The sequence below is a fragment of the Lysobacter capsici genome (genome assembly GCF_018732085.1).
GTDB classification, from domain to species: Bacteria; Pseudomonadota; Gammaproteobacteria; order Xanthomonadales; family Xanthomonadaceae; genus Lysobacter; species Lysobacter capsici_A.
This window is the reverse complement of sequence record NZ_CP076103.1, coordinates 514,370-533,560: the sequence shown is the minus strand read 5'-3', so window position 1 is coordinate 533,560 and position 19,191 is coordinate 514,370. Positions and strand designations below refer to the sequence as shown.

The window sequence follows — 19,191 nt, the reverse complement described above, 5'->3', positions numbered from 1 at the left end:
CTCGGGTTTCAAAGGCCCGGATGATTTCGCTTCGGGGAATGGCGTGGTATCGCAACGCTTCGGTTGATCGCGGCTCGCGCTGCTCCTGCAGTGCGAAACCGGCATTCGCACGGCCATGATCGATCATGGACTGCGCGATACGCGCCGGCCAGAATGCGGACGATGCTCCACTGGAATCACCCACGCCCAATTCGTCACGCAATACCTAATCCCTAATCTCGAATCCCCGCCCCCATGCAGTGGCTAAAACGTCTGCGCGTCGACGCCTTCACCCTCGCCCTGCTCGGCGCGGTCGCGCTGGCCTGGTGGTTCCCGGTCCGCGGCGTGTCCGCCGGCGCCCTGGACGATTTCACCAATGTCGCCATCGCGGCGCTGTTCTTCCTGCACGGCGCGCGCCTGTCGCGCGAGGCGATCCTCGCCGGCGCCTTGCATTGGCGATTGCACCTGGTGATCTTCGCCAGCACCTTCGTATTGTTTCCGCTGCTCGGCCTGGCGCTGCGGCCGCTGTCGGGCCACTGGCTGACGCCGGAGCTGTACCTGGGGCTGCTGTTCCTGTGCACCCTGCCCTCGACCGTGCAGTCCTCGATCGCGTTCACCTCGATGGCCGGCGGCAACGTCCCGGCGGCGGTGTGCAGCGCGTCGGCATCGAGCCTGCTGGGCGTGTTCCTGACCCCGCTGCTGATGAGCGCGCTGGCCGGCGCGCACGGCGCGATGGCGAACCCCGGGGAGGCGATCGGCAAGATCATGCTGCAGCTGCTGGTGCCGTTCGTGGCCGGGCATCTGCTGCGGCGCTGGATCGGCGCCTGGGTCGAACGCCAGCGCGCGGTGCTGCGCTACACCGACCAGGGCACGGTGCTGTTGGTGGTCTACACCGCGTTCGCCGCCTCGGTCAGCAGCGGCCTGTGGCAGAACACGCCGCTGGGCGCGTTGTACGTGGTGATCGGCGTGTGCGCGTTGCTGCTGGCGGTGGTGATGGTAACCACCACGTTCGCCGCGCGCCGGATGGGGTTCTCGCGCGAGGACGAAATCGCGATCGTGTTCTGCGGCTCGAAGAAGAGCCTGGCCACCGGCGTGCCGATGGCGAAGATATTGTTCGCCAGCAGCGCGCTCGGCGCGATCGTGCTGCCGGTGATGATCTTCCATCAGTTGCAGCTGATCGTGTGCGCGCACATCGCGCGACGTTATGCGCGGCGTGCGGCGCAGCAGCGGGCGCAGGCGGCGCCGGAACAAGCTGCGGACTGAGAGACCTCTCGAATCGATCAAGAAGGATTCCCCCCTTTGCAAAAGGGGGGCCAAGGGGGATTTGCTTTTCGATCAGATCGCGACGACGCCGACGAAAGAGCAAATCCCCCGCGCTGCACATCTACCAGCAACGACTGCGCGCCGGGCGCCGCCCCCCTTTTCAAAGTGGGCAATCAATAGCGCGCTCGACCGAGGGAACGCCCGGCAGCCACTCGCCCTCGCGAATCCACAACGAAGGGTTCCCCCCTTTGAAAAAGGGGGGCCAGGGGGGATTTGCTTTTCGATCAGATCGCGACGCCGCCGACGAAAGAGCAAATCCCCCGCGCCATGCATTGTCCAGAAACGATTTGACGCCGGGCGCCGCCCCCTTTTTCAAAGTGGGCAATCAATAGCGCGCTCGACTGAGAGAACGCCCGGCAACCACTCGCCCTCGCGAATCCACAACGAAGGGTTCCCCCCTTTGAAAAAGGGGGGCCAGGGGGGATTTGCTTTTCGATCAGATCGTGACGCTGCCGACGAAAGAGCAAATCCCCCGCGCCATGCATTGTCCAGGAACGATTTGACGCCGGGCGCCGCCCCCTTTTTCAAAGTGGGCAATCAATAGCGCGCTCGAATGATGAAGCGCCTCGCAACCACCCGCCCCAACGCTCAACGCGCGTCTTTCACCACCTCGCCGCCCTTGATCACCACCGGCACCGAAGCCAGCAAGCTCACGTCCTGGGTCGGATCGCCGGCGACCGCGATCAAATCGCCCCAGCGGCCCTGCTCGACGATGCCGACATCGTTGCGGCCCAGCGCCTGCGCCGCGTTCGCGGTTGCCGCCTGGATCGCCTGCGCCGCGCTCATGCCGTAGCGGGTCATCACCGCGAACTGGCGGCCGTTGAGCCCGTGCGGGTACACGCCCGCGTCGGTGCCGTAGACCATCTTCACCCCGGCCGCATGCGCGCGGCGGAAATTCTCGCGCTGGATGTCGGCGACTTCGCGGTCCTTGCGCAGATTGTCTTCGAGCACGCCGTTCTTCTTGCCTTCGGCCTGGGTGTAGTCGGTGTTGTAGATGTCCATCGACAACCACGCACCGTGCTGCTTGGCCAGGCGGATGCCTTCGTCGTCGATCAGGCTGGCGTGCTCGATGGTGTCGACGCCGGCGCGGATCGCGTCGCGGATGCCGCTGGCGCCGTGCGCGTGCGCGGCCACGCGCAGGCCCCATTGATGCGCCTCGTCGGCGACGGCCTTCATCTCTTCAAAGCTCATCTGCTGCTGGCCCGGCTCGGTATTGCGCGAAAACACGCCGCCGGTGGCGCAGATCTTGATCACCTGCGCGCCGTACTTGCGCAGCTCGCGCACGCGCTGGCGCGCCTGTTCGGGCGAGTCGGCGTTGTACGGGCTCTTCTGGTTCATCGACGGCGGGAAAAAGGTCGAATCGCAATGCCCGCCGGTCGCGCCGAAGGAATACGCGGCGGTGACGATGCGCGGACCGCGCAGCTGGCCTTCGTCGATGGCCTGGCGCAGGCCGACGTCGTTCCAAGCGTCGGCGCCGACGTTGCGCACGGTGGTGAAGCCGGCATCGAGGGTCTGCTGCGCGTGCTTGACCGCGAGCACCGACCAGAAACGATCGTTGAACTGCAGGCCGGTGTAGCCGCCGTAGCTCGGATCGGAATCCAGGTGGGTGTGCATGTCGATCAGGCCCGGCAGCAAGGTCATGCCGGCCAGGTCCAGGCGCTTGATCCCGTCGGGCGCGGCGTCGCCGACCCGGCCGACCTCGACGATACGGCCGTCGCGGATCAGCACCTGCGGCCGGTCGATCAACTTGCCGCTGCGCGCGTCGAACAACTTGGCCGCGGTCACCACCAGATCGTCGGTCGTCGACGCGTTGGCCGGCGACGCGGTCTGCGCCGACGCCGCGAAGGCGACAGCCAGCGGCAGGAGCGCCGTGATGGAACGAAGGATCGGATTCCTCATCGACAGCATCTCCCCTGATTTTCGAATGGTGGCCGCGCGTTCGGCGCCTCGACCGATCAACCCACCTGGCGCAGCTCGAAGGCCGCGGCCGGCTGCAACGCCGGCAGCATCCAGTGGTCGATCATCAAGAACGCGAACAACGCCATCAAGTAGACGATCGAGTAGTTGAAAACCCGCATCGCGTACAACTCGTCGGGCGGGTCCATCAGTTTCCAGGCGTAGTACAGGAACATCGCGCCGAGCACCAGGGCGCCGCCCAGGTAGAACAGGCCGCTCATGCTCACCGCCCACGGCAGCACGGTCACCGCCACCAGCAGCACGGTGTAGAACAGGATTTGCCAGCGCGTGTATTGCACGCCGTGGGTGACCGGCAGCATCGGCACCATCGCGCGCGCGTAGTCGGCGCGGCGGAAGATCGCCAGCGCCCAGAAATGCGGCGGCGTCCACACGAAGATGATCAGCACCAGCAGCAGCGCGTGCGCCCAGTCCCACGGCCCCTGCATGCCGGTGACCGCGGCCCAGCCCAGCAGCGGCGGCGCGGCGCCGGCGACGCCGCCGATCACGATGTTCTGCGGCGTGGCGCGCTTGAGGAACACGGTGTAGATCACCGCGTAGCCGATCAGCGAGGCAAAGGTCAGCACGGCGGTGATCACGTTGACCCACAGCACCAGGATCAGCATCGAGGCCGCGGCCAGGATCAGCGCGAACACCAGCGCCTGCGTCGGCGACACCTGCCCGGCGACGATCGGCCGCCACGAGGTGCGCGCCATCTTCGCGTCGATGCGCGAGTCCAGCAGTTGATTGATCGCCGCGGCCGAGGACGCGGCCAGCCAGATGCCTAGGAAGCCCAGCACCGACTCGCGCAACGGCGGCCAGCCCGGCACCGCCAGGAACATGCCGACGATCGCGGTGAACACGATCAACGCGACCACGCGCGGCTTGGTCAGCGCCCAGTACTGCCTCGCGGTGGGGCGGGTGGTGGCGTTCATCAGGTCTCCGGCGTGCGCAGGCGCGCGAGCAGCGACACCAGCACGAACAGCAGCAGCACCGCGCCGGCGTTGTGCGCGACCGCGACCGCGAGCGGCAGGCTGAGTTTGACGTTGGCGATGCCCAGGCCAACCTGCAGCAGGGTCAACGCGCCCAGCAGGCTCGCCCAGCCGCGCATGCCCGGGGTGCGCAGCAGCTTCACCATCAGGCCGAGCAGGTACACGAACACGACCATCGCCATCGCCCGGTGCGCGAGCTGGATCGCGATGCGCGCCTCGCCGTCGAGGATGCCGCCTTCGTAGTCCACGCCGATCCCGCGCCACAGCACGAATGCTTCACGGAAGTCGTGGCGCGGCATCCACTGGCCGACGCAGGTCGGGAAATCGTTGCCGCAGGCGAGCGCGGCGTAGTTGGCGCTGGTCCAGCCGCCGAGCGCGATCTGCACGCCGAGCACGGCGATGCCGAGCATGATCAGGCGACGCACGCTGCTCGCATCGGCCAGCCGGATCGGCTGATTGGTCGCGCGCCAGGCGATCCACACCAGCAGCGAGAAGGTCAGCAGGCCGCCCAGCAAGTGACCCATCACCACGATCGGCTTGAGCAGCCACGTCACCGTCCACATGCCCAGCAGGGCCTGGAAGATGATCACCGCCAGGGTCAGCGCGCTGGCGCGCGACAGATCGGTGTTGCTCCAGCGCAAGGCCGCGGCGAGCAGGATGCCTTCGCCGACGATCGCCAACGCGGACGCGGCGACGTGCTGGCCTTTCATGTACAGCGGGATCGCGATCGCGACCACCGCCGCGGCCAGGGCGATCTGCGCCATGCCCTTGCTGCGCCGGCGCGCCGACACCAGCGCCAGGGTCAGCACCAGCACGCCGAGCAGACCGGCGATCATGCGATGGAATTGTTCGCGCCAGGCCTTGTGTACTTCGACCGGGCGGATCGCGGTCGCGGCGTGGTCGGTGATTTCGTGCGCGGTGGTCGGCCACGCGGCGCGGCCGTAGCAGGTCGGCCAGTCCGGGCAGCTCAGGCCGGCGTTGGACAGGCGCACGAAGGCGCCGAACACGATCACGCACAAAGCCAGCGCGACGGCCAGCCACGCAATGCGATGAAAATTCTTGTACAGGCCCGAAGCGCTCAGGCCGGTCATGCTCGCTACGCTCATTCGAAAACTCTTTCCTGCTCGATGCTCGCGATACCGGGACCAGCGCGCCGCGCCGGCCCACCGATCACATCAGTTTCAGCAGCTTGACGAGGTCCGCGCGCAGACCGCCCGGTTCGAAGCCGGGAGCGTAGCGCAGAATCACGAAGCCGTTCGGGTCGATCACATACACTGGCGTGCCGGCCGGATCGTTCAGGCGCGGCAGCAGGGCCCGCGTCGACGGCGAATCGGCCAGCAACCGCAGCGACGCCGGCCGCGCGGCCCCTTCGGGCAGGGCGCCGAACCACAGGATGTCGACCTGGTCGGCGTCCTTGCCGAACAGCTGCCAGACCGTGTCGAGCTCGCGCGACAATTTGACGCAGGCATCGAAGCACCCGGGCTGGGGCGCGACCAGGATGCGCCACACCCGCGCCTGCGGCTGCCACGGATAGGGCTTGCCGTCGGCCAGGCGCGGCTCGTGCGCGCGCAGGTCCGGCTTGGGTTCGAGCAGTTCGCCGTGCTGGCGGTTCACCGCCGGGTGGTGGTCGGTGAAGCGCAGGATCCCGGCCACCAGCATCGGCACGAAGAAGAACGCGGCGATCAGCACCAACACCAGCCGGTTGCGGTTGCGCTGCCGATTGAAATCGGCGTTCGGCGCGCCGGAGTTCGGAGAAGCGGGATCGGTCATGGTTGTTCGGGCTCGGGGCGGGTCCGCTTGCGGCGGAAGGTGAGGATGAGCGCGGTGGCGAGCACCGCCAGGGCCAGCGCGTACCACTGCAACGCGTAGCCGCGATGCTGCTGCGGCGGCAGGGTGTTGGCGAGCAGTTCCAGGTCGCGTTCATAGCCGAGCTTGATCGCCGGGTCCAGGCGCAGCACGCGCGGCGCCAGCGGCACCGACAAACCGGTGGTACTGGCGATCGCGGCCGGGTCGACCCGGGTCAGCAGCCAGCCCTCGCCCTCGCGGCCGATGCCGGCGCCCAGGGCGATGCCGCTGGACGGCGGCGCGGTCAGCAGGCCGCTGAGCGCGAACTCGCCCTCGGGTTTGGCTATCACCGGCAGCTTGCGATCGCCGGCCAGCGGCAGCCAGCCCAGGTCTACCAGCAGCGGGCCGCTCTGGCGCGGCAGGAAGATGCGGTACACCCGCACGCCGGCGCGGCCGTTGCGCTGCTGGTTGTCGAGCAGCAACGGGCCGCGCGCGTCGAACGAGCCCAGTCCCGACGCCCAGTCGTAGTCGCGCAGCCGCGCCGCATCGTCGGCGAGCGCCAGCGGCTTGGGGCGGCGATCGTGCAGCACCGCGGCGGCGGCATCGAGCATGGCCTGCTTCTCGACCGCGCGGTGCGACTGCCAACGGCCCAGGTTGGCAAACACCGCGATCGTCGCCAGCGCCAGGACCCAGCCGAACAGCAGCGTGCCGCGGCGGCTCATCGCGCGCCGTCCGTGCGGGCGACGGCCGCTTGGGTGACGCGGGCGCGCATGCCGCCAATGCAGCGCCGGCGAGCGCCAGCGTCAGGCCGGTGCGACCCGTTGCCGCACTCGGCGCGGCCGGCGAATCGGAGCGATAATGCCGCCTTCGCATTCATGCGCGCGCCGCGCGCGCCCGAGGAGGCCGCGATGAACGAGTCGCTGAAGATCCTGCTGGTTGTCGCCTTCCTGATCGTCATCGTGTGGAACCTGGGCGCCGGTCTGTATTACATGCTGGTGGACAAGGGGCAGAGCAAGCGCACCGTCAACGCGCTGACCCGTCGTATCGCGCTGTCCGTCGCGCTGATCTTGCTGGTGATCCTGGCGATCTACATGGGCTGGATTACGCCGCATGGGGTGGGGTCGAATCCGAATTGAGGCGGCGGATGGCTGGCCACAGTTGGCTGGCTGATTGCATCGGCGGCTGATCCGCCGAAGCCGCGAATCTTCAAGGGCTTCCGCCTCTTTCAGACCGTCATTCCCGCGAAGGCGGCTTCGTTTTACTTCGGCGGAGCCGAACATCCAGTGACTTCAAGCGTGCTCGCACGAAAGGCACTGGATTCCCGCCTTCGCGGGAATGACGGTCTTGGGAGGGCGCGCCCTACGGGCACATTCACCTCTTCGATTGCTCTTGACCGCTCTTCACTGCTCTTGGACTTGCACACCCGCCGGCGTCTAGCGCGTCCGCGGCGAGGAACAAAGCCAACACCGCCCTAATCGCAACGCCATCAACACCACCGCAAAAAACGAAAGGCCGGCAGCGCCGGCCCTCGTCATGATTTTGCCGTTCGTCCGTCGCGCGCTTACAGCACGTAGACGAACAGGAACAGGCCCAGCCACACCACGTCGACGAAGTGCCAGTACCAGGCCACCGCTTCGAACGCGAAGTGGTTGTCCTTGTCGAAATGGCCCTTGAGGCAGCGGAACCAGATGATCGCCAGCATCAGCGTACCCAGGGTCACGTGCAGACCATGGAAGCCGGTGAGCATGAAGAAGGTCGAACCGTAGATGCCCGAACCCAGGGTCAGGTTCAGCTCGGTGTAGGCGTGGATGTATTCCTCGGCCTGGAAGAACAGGAAGGTGCAGCCCAGCAGCACGGTCAGGCCCAGCCAGAACAGCAGCGCCTTGCGGTGGCCGCCCTTGAGCGCGTGGTGCGCGGCGGTGACGGTCGAACCGGAGGTCAACAGGATCAAGGTGTTGAGCAGCGGCAGACCCCACGCCGGGATGGTCTCGAACGCGCCGCCGACACCGCCGGGGCCGCTGCTCGGCCAGGCCGCGCTGAATTCCGGCCACAGCAGGCTGTTGGTCATCACGCCGTCGCCGTCGCCGCCGAGCCACGGCAGCGCGAACTGGCGCGCGTAGAACAGCGCGCCGAAGAACGCGGCGAAGAACATCACTTCCGAGAAGATGAACCAGACCATGCCCATGCGGAAGGACACGTCGACCTGCTTGTTGTAGTTGCCGCGCACCGATTCGCGGATCACGTCGCCGAACCAGCCGAACAGCACGCCGATCATCAACGCGATGCCGACGAAGAAGGTGGGCTTGCCCCAGTTGACTTCGTTGAGCCAGCTGGCGACGCCGATCATGGTGGTGAACAGCCCGATCGAACCGAGGAACGGCCAGCGGCTGCTGTGCGGCACGTAGTAGATGTTGGCGTCTGGCGTGTGGGCGTGGGCCATGGCGGCGTTCCGTTGGTGATTAGTGCGAGGCTTACGGCGCCGCCAGCGGCGAGGCCGGCGTCTTCGACGTCGCCCCCTGCTGCAGGCGCGCGGTCAGCACGTCGTTCTTGAAGAACGTGTAGGACAAGGTGACCGTTTCGACATCGGCCGGAAGGTTCGGGTCGATGATGAAACGCACCGGCATTTCGCGCGCTTCGCCGGCCTGCAGGGTCTGGGCGGTGAAGCAGAAGCATTCGGTCTTGTTGAAATAGCCCGACGCGCGCGCGGGCGCCACCGAGGGCGAGGCGCTGCCGACGATGGCGCGGTCGGTGGTGTTGCGGGCGTAGTAGGTGGTTTCGTACTGCTCGCCCGGACGCACCTTCATGCTGAGCACGTGCGGCTTGAAGTCCCACGGCAGCTTGGAATTGACGCTACCGTCGAACTGCACGGTGACCATGCGATCGGATACCGCGTGCCCGCCGAGGTCGGCATCGGCCACGCCACGTTCCAGGCGGATGCCGAACACTTTCTCGCAGGCGATGCGGTACATCGGCACCAGCGCGAAGGTGAAGGCGAACGCCCCCAGCGCGACGCCGACCATGATCTTGGTCATCTTCGGGCCGGACTGGGCGCGGGCCTGGTTGACATCGGGCTGATCCACGCCGGCCCGATCCACACCCGGCCGATCGCCCTTGGGCTCGTGCGCGCTCATTTGTTCAGCACCCCGAGCGCGATGAAGCCGACATACACCGCGATCGCGGCCAGCCCGAACCACAGCGCGGTGCGGCGCGCGGCCGAACGGCGTTGGGTCAGATCGGTCTGGTCGGTCGGCTGGGTCATGGCGGTCTTCTTGGAGGGGCGTCCCGCGCGCGTTCGCCGAAGCGTTCGAGCGCGGGCCTCACCCGATCATGCGCTCTTAGTGGGTGATGTCGCCGTGGGCCAGATCGCCGTCGCGGATGACCGGCGGGGTGCCGAAGGTGTGGTGCGGCGCCGGGCTCGGCACGGTCCACTCCAGGCCCTTGGCCGATTCCCACGAACGCGCTTCGGCCTTGACGCCGTAACGCTTCGAATGCCACAGGATGCCGAGCATCATGAACGGGGTCAGGAACATGCCGAACGCGCCGATCGAGCTGATCAGGTTCCAGTCCGCGAACACCACGTTGTAGTCCGGGATGCGGCGCGGCATGCCGGCCAGGCCCAGGAAGTGCTGCGGGAAGAACAGCAGGTTGACGAAGATCATCGTCCACCAGAAATGGATCTTGGCCGCCGTCTCGTTGTACATGCGGCCGGTCCACTTCGGCCACCAGTAGTAGACCGCGGCGATGATCGAGAACAGCGCGCCGGTCACCAGCACGTAGTGGAAGTGCGCGACCACGAAGTAGGTGTCGTGGTACTGGAAGTCGGCCGGCACGATCGCGAGCATCAGGCCGGAGAAACCGCCGATGGTGAACAGGACCACGAACGAGATCGCCCACAGCATCGGCGCTTCGAACGAGATCGAGCCGCGCCACATGGTGGTGACCCAGTTGAACACCTTCACGCCGGTCGGGACCGCGATCAGCATGGTCGCGAACATGAAGTAGATCTCGCCACCGAGCGGCATGCCGACGGTGAACATGTGGTGCGCCCACACGATGAACGACAGGAACGCGATCGACGCGGTCGCGTAGACCATCGCCTGGTAACCGAACAGCGGCTTGCGGCTGAAGGTCGGGATGATCTCCGACACCACGCCGAACGCCGGCAGGATCATGATGTAGACCTCGGGGTGACCGAAGAACCAGAAGATGTGCTGGAACATCACCGGGTCGCCGCCGCCGGCCGCGTTGAAGAACGAGGTGGCGAAGAACTTGTCGGTCAGCAGCATCGTCACCGCGCCGGCGAGCACCGGCATCACCGCGATCAGCAGGAAGGCGGTGATCAGCCAGGTCCAGCAGAAGATCGGCATCTTCAACAGGTCCACGCCCGGGGCGCGCATGTTGAGGATGGTGGCGATGACGTTGATCGCGCCCATGATCGAGCTGATGCCCATCATGTGGATGGCGAAGATCGCGAAGGCCACGTTGGAGCCGCCCTGCAGCGACAACGGCGGGTACAGCGTCCAACCGCCGGCCGGCGCGCCGCCCGGCAGGAACAGGGTCATCAGCAGCAGGGTGAAGGCGAACGGCAGGATCCAGAACGACCAGTTGTTCATGCGCGGCAGCGCCATGTCCGGCGCGCCGATCTGCAACGGGATCATCCAGTTGGCCAGGCCGACGAAGGCCGGCATCACGCCGCCGAAGATCATCACCAGCGCGTGCATGGTGGTCATCTGGTTGAAGAACTCGGGCTTGACGAACTGCAGGCCCGGCTCGGCCAGTTCGGCTCGGATGATCACCGACATGCCCGCGCCGATGATGAACATCACGAAGCTGAAGATCAGATACAGCGTGCCGATGTCCTTGTGGTTGGTCGAGAAGAACCAACGCTCGATGAAGCCCTGCTGGTGGGCATGATGATCATCGTGGTCGTGATGATGATCGGCGACGGGGTGCGTGGCTGCCATGGCCTACCTCTGAGAATGCTTGGACGATCAACCGGCGACCGCGGGAGCCGCGGTCGTGGTGTCGGAATTCGAAGCCGCGGCGGCCGGCGCGGCGGGCGCCGCTTCGGTCGGGGCGGCGGCAGGCGCAGCAGCCGGGGTCGCCGGCGCGGCAGGCGGAGCGTTCTTGGCCTTCTGCTCGGCCAGCCAGCGCTGGTACTCGACCTTGGACACCGCGCGCACGACGATCGGCATGAAGCCGTGGTCCTTGCCGCACAGCTCGGCGCACTGGCCGCGGTAGATGCCCGGTTCCTTGATGTCGGTCCAGGCCTCGTTGACGATGCCCGGGATCGCGTCCTGCTTCCAGCCCAGGGCCGGCACCCACCACGCGTGGATCACGTCGTCGGCGGTGATCACGAAGCGGATCTTGGTGTCGACCGGCAGCACCAGCACGTTGTCGACGTCAAGCAGGTAGTGCTCGTGGTCGGCGGCGGTGACGTGCTTGCCGCTCTGGCGCAGTTGGTCGCTCTTGCGGTCCAGGCGGCTGGTGAAGGCCACGCCCTCACCGAGGTAGTCGTACTTCCACATCCACTGGTAGCCGGTGACCTTCACGGTCATGGCCGCGTCGCGGGTGTCGTACATCGCGATCAGCTTGCTGGTCGCCGGGAACGCCATCAGCACCAGCAGCACCACCGGCACCACGGTCCAGACGATCTCCAGCTTGGTGCTGTGGACGAAGTCCTTGTCGGGCACCGCGCCCTTGGACTTGCGGAACTTGAACATGGCCACGGCCATCGCGCCGAAGACCAGGATGCCGATCACCACGCAGATCCACAGCGCGAGCATGTGCGCGGAGTGGGCGTTCATCGACTGGGCGGTGACGCCCTTGCCCATGTTCAGCTGCCACGGCTTAGGGTCCGCAGCCTGGGCAAACGCGAGGACCGGCAGCGCCATCGAGGCGATGCCCGCTGCCCACTGCTTGAAACGACCGGCTTTCATCAGTTCGAGCCCCGAAAAATCAGTGTGATGTTCACGACGCGCTCCGCGGGCTGCCTTTCCCGGCACCGACCTGCGCCATGGAGCTGGGCAAGGGGCCGTCCGGTCTAAAGGTGGCTGGCGAGCCCTGATCAGGGCCCATCACGCCGGCATCGGCGCTACGGATAACCGAGAAATGGTAGCGGCCGACCCGTCCTGCGGCAACCCGGAACTGCGAACCTCGCGCGCGCGCCACCGTCGTCGCGCTACGCCGCACGGGGCTTTGCGCGCGCTTCGGGCCGGTTATGGCCTGTCGACGAGGTCCCTTGCAAACGTGATCCATGCAAGTTCCAGTGGGCCATAACGCGCCGATCGCGCCATCGGCGCCCGCCGCGCGGCGTGGCGACCTTGCCCAGCGTGTCCCTTCGGGCACCCGGCGCGACCGGCCGGCACCGACGCGGCCCGGGCCCCGGTCCCGGGCCGTCCGAGCCCGAGAGAAAGCTCTAAAATGTCGGACTTCCCACCCCCGTGCCGGGCCCGATGTCCACCAATGCTCCCTCCGCCGTCGCCAGCGACGGCCCGCCGCCGACTTCCATGATCAGCCCCGAGCTGCCGCCGCCCACCTCCGGACCGCGCGCGGCGCTGACCGCCGGCTGGGTCCGCGACGAAGCCGATCACGTCCGCCATCTGCTCGAAATCGCGCGCCTGCCCGACGCCGACCGCGACGCCGCCCAGGCCACCGCGGCCGGTCTGGTCAAGCGCGTGCGCGCCCGCGCGCAGGACCAGGGCGCGATCGAAGCCTTCATGCGCCAGTACGACCTGGGCAGCGACGAAGGCGTGCTGCTGATGTGCGTGGCCGAGGCGCTGCTGCGCATTCCGGACCAGGAAACCGCCGACAAGCTGATCCGCGACAAATTGGGCGACGCCGACTGGAAGCGCCACCTGGGCCAGTCCGACTCGGTGCTGGTCAACGCCTCGACCTGGGGCCTGATGCTGACCGGCAAGCTGGTCGATCTGGCCGACGACACCAAGCGCGACGTCCACAACGCCTTCAAGCGCCTGGTCGGCCGGGTCGGCGAACCGGTGATCCGCCTGGCCGTGCGCCAGGCGATGCGGATCATGGGCCACCAGTTCGTCATGGGCCGCACCATCGGCGAAGCGCTGTCGCGCTCGAAGAAGGGCGACAACGCGAACTACCGCTATTCCTTCGACATGCTCGGCGAAGGCGCGCTGACCACCAAGGACGCGCTGCGTTATCTGCAGGCGTATCGCGACGCGATCCATGCGATCGGCAAGAGCGGCAATTACAAAAATGCCGACGTGTTCGCCACCCCGTCGATCTCGGTCAAGCTGTCCGCGCTGCACCCGCGCTACGAGCATGCCAAGCGCGAGCGCGTGTTCGCCGAACTGACTCCGCGCGTGCTGGAACTGGCGCAGCTGGCCAAGGGCTACGGCATCGGCTTCACCATCGACGCCGAGGAAGCCGACCGCCTGGAAATGTCGCTCGACGTGATCGCTGCGGCGTACAGCGACAAGTCGCTCGACGGCTGGGAAGGCTACGGCCTGGCGATTCAGGCGTATCAAAAGCGCGCGCCCGAGGCGATCGACTTCATCGCCGACCTCGCCCGCAAGACCGGCCGCCGCATCCCGGTGCGCCTGGTCAAGGGCGCGTACTGGGACAGCGAGGTCAAGCGCGCCCAGGTCGACGGTCAGGCCGGCTACCCGGTGTTCACCCGCAAGCCGAACACCGACGTGTCGTATCTGGCGAACGCGCGGCGCATGCTCGAAGCCGGCGATGCGATCTATCCGATGTTCGCCACCCACAACGCGCAGACCATCGCCACCATCCACCAGCGCGCCAAGGCGATGGGCCGCGCGCAGCACTTCGAATTCCAGAAGCTGCACGGCATGGGCGACGACCTGTACGCCGAAGTGATTCCGGCCGACCGCTTGAACGCGCCGTGCCGCGTGTACGCGCCGGTCGGTTCGCACGAAGACCTGCTGCCGTACCTGGTGCGCCGCCTGCTCGAAAACGGCGCCAATTCCAGCTTCGTCAACCGCATCACCGACGAAGCCATCGCGATCGACGACCTGATCCAGGACCCGGTCGAAACCGTCGCCGCGTTCGACAGCATTCCGCATCCGCGCATTCCTCTTCCCGCCGATTTGTACCGCAGCTTTGGCTTCGACAGGACCAATTCCATGGGCGTCAATCTCGCCAACGATCAGCAACTGCAGACCCTCGCCGCGCAAGTGAACGCCGCCGCGGCCGCCAACTGGCGCGCCGCGCCGCTGGTGCCGGGCGCGAACGTGCAAGGCCCCGACATCGCCGTGACCAATCCGGCCGACCGCCGCGAAATCGTCGGCCAGTGGAAGGCCGCCGACGCCGCCACCGTCGAGCTCGCGCTCAAGAACGCGGTCGCCGCGCAGGAAGCCTGGGACACGATGCCGGCCGCCAGCCGCGCGACGATCCTCGAACACGCCGCGACCCTGCTCGAGGAGCGCATGCCGCAGTACATCGCGCTGTGCACCAAGGAAGCCGGCAAGACCATTCCCGACGGCGTCGCCGAAGTGCGCGAAGCGGTCGACTTCCTGCGCTACTACGCCGCGCAGGCGCGCAAGCTGTTCGCCCCCGAAGCCCTGCCCGGCCCGACCGGCGAATCCAACACCCTGCATCTGTCCGGCCGCGGCGTGTTCGTGTGCATCAGCCCGTGGAACTTCCCGCTGGCGATCTTCGCCGGACAAATCTCCGCCGCGCTCGCCGCCGGCAACAGCGTGATCGCCAAGCCGGCCGAACAGACCAATCTGATCGGCTACTACGCCGTGAAGCTGCTGCACGAAGCCGGCGTGCCCGAAGCGGTGCTGCAGTTCCTGCCCGGCGACGGCGCCACCGTCGGCGCGGCATTGACGAAGGACCCGCGCGTGGCCGGCGTGGCCTTCACCGGTTCCACCGACACCGCGCGCGCGATCAACCGTTCGCTGGCCGCGCGCGACGCCGCGATCGGCGTGCTGATCGCCGAGACCGGCGGCCAGAACGCATTGATCGCCGACTCGTCCTCGCTGCCCGAGCAACTGGTCAAGGACGCGATCGGCTCGGCCTTCACCTCGGCCGGCCAGCGCTGCTCGGCCGCGCGCGTGCTGTTCGTGCAGGACGACATCGCCGACAAGGTCACCACCATGCTCGCCGGCGCGATGGCCGAGCTCAAGGTCGGCGATCCCGGCCTGCTGTCGACCGACGTCGGCCCGGTGATCGACGAAGACGCGCTGAAGATGCTGGTCGACCATGCCGCGCGCATGGACACCGAAGCGACCAAGATCGCCGAAGTGCCGGTCGATGCCGACAGCGCCCACGGCAGCTTCTTCGCCCCGCGCGCGTACGCGCTCAAGTCGCTCGATCAGCTGCACAAGGAAGTGTTCGGCCCGGTGCTGCACGTGATCCGCTGGAAGGCCGATCAGCTCGACGCGGTGATCGACGCGATCAACGCCACCGGTTACGGCCTGACCCTGGGCATCCACTCGCGCATCGACGAAACCATCGACCGCATCAGCGCGCGGGTGAAGGTCGGCAACTGCTACGTCAACCGCAACCAGATCGGCGCGGTCGTCGGCGTGCAGCCCTTCGGCGGGCAGAACCTGTCCGGCACCGGCCCGAAGGCCGGCGGCCCGCACTACCTGCCGCGCTTCACCACCGAAAAGACGATCACCGTCAACACCACGGCCGCCGGCGGCAACGCCTCGCTGCTGACCCTGGGCGATTGATCGCGGAGCACGGCGGGGCGACGACTCGCCCCGCCGCGCAAGCCGCGCCGCGCCCTGTAGGAGCGGCGCGAGCCGCGACCGCGAAACCTCGCTCACGTCGCAGGCACGATGTCGCGATTACGCCCCAAGCCACGCCTTCACTTAGCCGCGCGGCTTCGCCCACTCCCTGTAGGAGCGGCGCAAGCCGCGACCGCGAAACCTCGCCTGCGTCGCAGGCACGATGTCGCAATTTCGCTCCAAGCCACACCTTCACTTCGCCGCGCGGCTTCGCCCACTCCCTCCAGGAGCGGCGCGAGCCGCGACCGCCATACCACGCATACGTCGTAACTGAGGTTTCGCGGTCGCGGCTCGCGCCGCTCCTACAGTCGGATGTCGCACCTCCACGCAGGCCGGTGGTTTCGCCGACCGCCGCGATCAACCCGCTTCACATACCCGCGACCCAACATCCGGCCTGCGACCACCGTCGCAGATGCCCCCTCGGCAACGCGCAGTACGCTTACGCCATCGCCCATCCGAGACACGGACCATGTCGCGCACCCTGCTGCTGTCCTCCGCGGCGCTATGCCTGCTGAGCGCCTGCGCCACCCTCGCCCCGCTGCCGGTCAAGCCCGGCGATCCGAGCGCGTGCAGCGAACGCCGCCAGGACCGGGTGCTGTTCGGCATGAACAGCCCCGACGGCCCGGTCAGCGAAACGCAGTGGCAAGCGTTCCTCGCCGAAGTAGTGACGCCGCGCTTTCCCGCCGGGCTCACCGTGTACCAGGCCAAGGGCCAGTGGCGCGGCGACAGCGGTCAGGTCGAACAGGAGGATTCGCGCGCGATCGATCTGATCCACAGCGATACCGCCGAGGAGCGCAAGCGCGTGGTCGAGGTCGCCGACGAGTACAAGCGCCGCTTCAAGCAGGAAGCCGTGCTGATCGTGAGTACGCCGGCGCGGGCGTGTTTTGCGCAAGTGCCGGCCCGATCGCGGCACGAGAGTTGAGTTGCCGCAGCGCTTGGGCGGACCTGATCGGAGCGGGTCAAAATGGATCGGGCCGGATCGAAGCGATGTCGGGTTGGCGCAGTGGAACCTGTGGCTTTCGGCTCTGCTGATCGAAAGGCGTCGGGGCTGAAGCCCCTCCCACAAAAAACTTCATGCGACGCGAGGTCTTTTGTGGGAGGGGCTTCAGCCCCGACGCTTTCCGATCAGCACCCGCGCAGCACCCGGACCGCTCCGCAACCCGCTAGCGCTTGAAATCGGTCCGCCGCTCCAGCTGAAACAGCTGATCGCCGATATCCTCCAGCCGCGCCGCCACCACCGTCTGCGCGTCGTACACCCCGCGGTTGTAGTAGTACCCGCCGATCTCCTCGGAAATGAAATCAATGAGGAACTCCGCATCGAACCGGCCGATCTGTTGCTTGAGCTCCTCGCTGAAGTAGCGCTGCAACTTAGCCACGATCAGGGTCTTTTCTTCGCTGGAGAATTTGATGTCGCTCATCGCTCGGTCCGGTTTGGGAGAGGAAGGCAGGAAGCGGACCACGCCGCGATCGTGCCGGTCGCGCACAGTATGTCTCGAGCGTCGCAAGCGCTGATTCGCACACGGCATTGCGCGTCGATGCGCACCTCACGCAAGGTTCAATCCGTCGCCGGCCCATCGACACGTGGCCGCCAATCCTCGACCGTGCCGCGTGCCAGCCGCGCCTCCACCAGCCTGCGCCACGACGGCACCAACGGCAGCGCCAGCGCGGCGCGCAGCTCGTCGATGTCCAGGGTGCGCGTGTACAGCAGTGTCGCGATGCGCTGCAGCGTCCACCGCGGCCAAGGTCGTTCCAGCAGCGTGATGACCTCGCCGGTCTGGAGCACTCGGTAGTACCAGCCGGTGCGCCCGCTGGCCTGCATCTGCCGCGCCATGTCGGCCACCTCGAAACGATCGTTGAGCTTCAGCACGGCTGCCGGCCCTGGCTCACCTCCAGCAGCACGCCGCCGATGCGATAGCGATCGCCCAGGCAGACCAGCGCCTCGGTCAGTCCATGACTGCTGAAGTTCTCGCCGAACGCGCCAGGCTCGCGCAACAACGGGTGATCGCCGATCCGCTCGGCCCACCACGCGTAATGATCGCGCGGATAGTGATGCACCGCCTTGTCCGGCCCGCCATGCACGCGCAGATCGCCCTGCTCGTCGCCGTCCAAACCCGACTCGCCGACCCGCACGCGTCCTTGGAACGCGCGCTTGGCGATCGCGCTGACGCTGCCCGGACGCGTGTAAGGCCGGGCGCGGCCGCGCAGCAGCGCGTCGATAACGGTGTCGGGCTGGATCAAAACGATGGCGCTCTCTGACGTCATGGCCGGCGCGTACCCGGACCAGGTCCGCATCGCGGCGATGGCCGCATGCGGGTCGGCGTGGCCCGTGCCGCCATTCTCGCACCTGCGCGGGTCATGCCGCTGCGGACCAATCGTGCCCATGCGAAACCCGCAGCGCACTTGTCCGCGTTGCGCACGCCAATCCATCCACGACGAGCGCGCGGATGGACCAGACCGGGACTGCGATCGCGGGCAGCGTTCACGCGAACGCGGTCGCTCCGGTCCGGCCCGTTCAGCTCATCGTCCGGATACGCCGACTGTGAGAACTCGGTCAACGTTGCTGGAAGTCGGTCGCAAAAAGGCTTGACTCTGGACCATGGTCCAGACCGAACACTGTTTCAATACCCGCCACTGTGAACATGGAGGTGCGCAATGAAGATTGGGGAACTCGCGCAGCGCGCCGGGGTGGGTATCGACACGGTGCGCTATTACGAACGCCGCGGCTTGCTGCCGCTGCCGATGCGCCAATTGTCGGGCTATCGGCGTTTCGAGGCGAAGGACATCGCCCGGCTCCAGTTCGTGCGCAAGGCCAAGGCGCTCGGATTCACCCTGGAGGAAATCCGCGAATTGCTGGCCCTGTCCAGCCGGCGCGGCGGCGACATGGCGGGGGTCAAGGCGACGACGACCCAGAAGCTGGCCGACCTGGAATCCAAGATCGACGAACTTACACGCATACGCAACGGCCTGCGGACGCTGCTCAATTCGTGCCCCGGGCACGGAGCGGTGGAACGCTGCCCGATTCTCAACGCCCTGGGAGGGGATGAAACATGAGCGATACCCACGCGTCGGATACGCAATCCGACCAGGCCGAAGACGCGCCGCGCGATTGCTGCTCCGCCGCGCGAACCTGCAGCACCGTCGAGGCGACGCCGACCGCCAGCATCGATCCCGTCTGCGGCATGCAGGTGGACCCGGCCGCAACCCCGCACCGCCTCGCGCAAGCCGGTGTCGAACACTACTTTTGTTCCGCGCACTGCCTGCAAGCGTTCGCCGATTCCAACGCGCAGGCCTCGGCGGCGCGCTGAGGTCGGATTCCAGCGAGGTATGGGGAACGACTCCGGTAAGCGCAGCGGCCGCGCATAGCGACGCTATCCGCGCAGCCTGACACGCCGCCGAGTACCGCGCGGCATCCGGGGTTCTTGATTGCC

The 19,191-nt window shown here is 67.2% G+C and carries 17 protein-coding genes and 1 pseudogene; 6 read left to right on the top strand and 12 right to left on the bottom strand.

All coding sequences use genetic code 11. The features are described from left to right. Positions 1-234 precede the first annotated feature (234 nt). On the top strand, positions 235-1,242 hold the full coding sequence (locus KME82_RS02165; RefSeq protein WP_215497070.1) for a bile acid:sodium symporter family protein: 1,008 nt from the start codon (positions 235-237) through the stop codon (positions 1,240-1,242). A 648-nt stretch (positions 1,243-1,890) separates the two neighbouring features. On the opposite strand, the gene KME82_RS02160 is transcribed toward KME82_RS02165, so the two are convergent. The 5 genes from KME82_RS02160 to KME82_RS02140 all read right to left on the bottom strand — a co-directional run bounded on the left by KME82_RS02160 (position 1,891) and on the right by KME82_RS02140 (position 6,754). Next, positions 1,891-3,201 (bottom strand): metal-dependent hydrolase family protein, encoded by a 1,311-nt coding sequence (locus tag KME82_RS02160; RefSeq protein WP_215497069.1) that lies wholly within the window; start codon positions 3,199-3,201, stop codon positions 1,891-1,893. 56 nt (positions 3,202-3,257) lie between these two features. Next, complete coding sequence (locus KME82_RS02155) at positions 3,258-4,190, bottom strand: heme o synthase (RefSeq protein ID WP_215497068.1); 933 nt, start codon at positions 4,188-4,190, stop codon at positions 3,258-3,260. Then, positions 4,190-5,338, bottom strand: coding sequence for a COX15/CtaA family protein (locus KME82_RS02150; protein WP_215498935.1), 1,149 nt, complete (start codon positions 5,336-5,338; stop codon positions 4,190-4,192). Before KME82_RS02150 ends, KME82_RS02155 begins: the two co-directional genes overlap by 1 nt. 79 nt (positions 5,339-5,417) lie before the next feature. Beyond that, the gene (locus KME82_RS02145; RefSeq protein WP_430538776.1) at positions 5,418-6,017 is read right to left on the bottom strand and encodes a hypothetical protein; all 600 of its coding nucleotides are present in this window, start codon (positions 6,015-6,017) and stop codon (positions 5,418-5,420) included. Next, positions 6,014-6,754 (bottom strand): SURF1 family protein, encoded by a 741-nt coding sequence (locus tag KME82_RS02140; protein ID WP_215497067.1) that lies wholly within the window; start codon positions 6,752-6,754, stop codon positions 6,014-6,016. The genes KME82_RS02145 and KME82_RS02140 overlap by 4 nt, the downstream gene beginning before the upstream one ends. A gap of 186 nt (positions 6,755-6,940) precedes the next feature. On the opposite strand from KME82_RS02140, the gene KME82_RS02135 reads away from it, so the two are divergent. Next, the gene (locus KME82_RS02135; protein WP_215497066.1) at positions 6,941-7,168 is read left to right on the top strand and encodes a twin transmembrane helix small protein; all 228 of its coding nucleotides are present in this window, start codon (positions 6,941-6,943) and stop codon (positions 7,166-7,168) included. Between the two features lie 425 nt (positions 7,169-7,593). Here the strand turns inward: KME82_RS02135 and KME82_RS02130 are convergent, their stop codons facing one another. The 5 genes from KME82_RS02130 to coxB all read right to left on the bottom strand — a co-directional run bounded on the left by KME82_RS02130 (position 7,594) and on the right by coxB (position 11,971). Then, a complete protein-coding gene (locus KME82_RS02130; RefSeq protein ID WP_215497065.1) occupies positions 7,594-8,472 on the bottom strand; it encodes a cytochrome c oxidase subunit 3 in 879 nt (292 codons plus the stop codon). A gap of 31 nt (positions 8,473-8,503) precedes the next feature. Continuing rightward, positions 8,504-9,112: a cytochrome c oxidase assembly protein gene (locus KME82_RS02125; protein ID WP_286673203.1), complete on the bottom strand. Its 609-nt coding sequence runs from the start codon at positions 9,110-9,112 to the stop codon at positions 8,504-8,506. A gap of 47 nt (positions 9,113-9,159) precedes the next feature. Then, entirely contained in the window at positions 9,160-9,291 is a 132-nt protein-coding gene (locus tag KME82_RS26790) for a hypothetical protein (protein ID WP_286673202.1), read from the bottom strand. A 76-nt stretch (positions 9,292-9,367) separates the two neighbouring features. Then, a complete protein-coding gene (gene ctaD / locus KME82_RS02120; RefSeq protein ID WP_215497063.1) occupies positions 9,368-10,996 on the bottom strand; it encodes a cytochrome c oxidase subunit I in 1,629 nt (542 codons plus the stop codon). A 27-nt stretch (positions 10,997-11,023) separates the two neighbouring features. After that, positions 11,024-11,971: a cytochrome c oxidase subunit II gene (coxB, locus tag KME82_RS02115; protein ID WP_215497062.1), complete on the bottom strand. Its 948-nt coding sequence runs from the start codon at positions 11,969-11,971 to the stop codon at positions 11,024-11,026. 570 nt (positions 11,972-12,541) lie between these two features. Here coxB and putA point away from each other — a divergent pair. Both putA and KME82_RS02105 read left to right on the top strand, forming a co-directional pair. Continuing rightward, positions 12,542-15,706 carry a bifunctional proline dehydrogenase/L-glutamate gamma-semialdehyde dehydrogenase PutA gene (gene putA / locus KME82_RS02110; protein WP_215498933.1) on the top strand — a complete coding sequence of 1,055 codons (3,165 nt, stop codon included), beginning with the start codon at positions 12,542-12,544 and terminating at the stop codon, positions 15,704-15,706. 526 nt (positions 15,707-16,232) lie between these two features. After that, complete coding sequence (locus KME82_RS02105; RefSeq protein WP_215497061.1) at positions 16,233-16,685, top strand: DUF3574 domain-containing protein; 453 nt, start codon at positions 16,233-16,235, stop codon at positions 16,683-16,685. Positions 16,686-16,926: 241 nt separating this feature from the next. Here the strand turns inward: KME82_RS02105 and KME82_RS02100 are convergent, their stop codons facing one another. Continuing rightward, on the bottom strand, positions 16,927-17,181 hold the full coding sequence (locus KME82_RS02100) for a DUF2164 domain-containing protein (RefSeq protein WP_036112510.1): 255 nt from the start codon (positions 17,179-17,181) through the stop codon (positions 16,927-16,929). A gap of 137 nt (positions 17,182-17,318) precedes the next feature. Next, a pseudogene (locus tag KME82_RS02095) lies at positions 17,319-18,025 on the bottom strand (MOSC domain-containing protein). A gap of 390 nt (positions 18,026-18,415) precedes the next feature. Here KME82_RS02095 and KME82_RS02090 point away from each other — a divergent pair. Together KME82_RS02090 and KME82_RS02085 are read left to right on the top strand one after the other, a co-directional pair. After that, a complete protein-coding gene (locus KME82_RS02090) occupies positions 18,416-18,814 on the top strand; it encodes a heavy metal-responsive transcriptional regulator (protein ID WP_036112518.1) in 399 nt (132 codons plus the stop codon). Further along, positions 18,811-19,068, top strand: coding sequence for a YHS domain-containing protein (locus KME82_RS02085; RefSeq protein ID WP_215497060.1), 258 nt, complete (start codon positions 18,811-18,813; stop codon positions 19,066-19,068). The genes KME82_RS02090 and KME82_RS02085 overlap by 4 nt, the downstream gene beginning before the upstream one ends. The last annotated feature ends 123 nt before the right edge of the window (positions 19,069-19,191 follow it).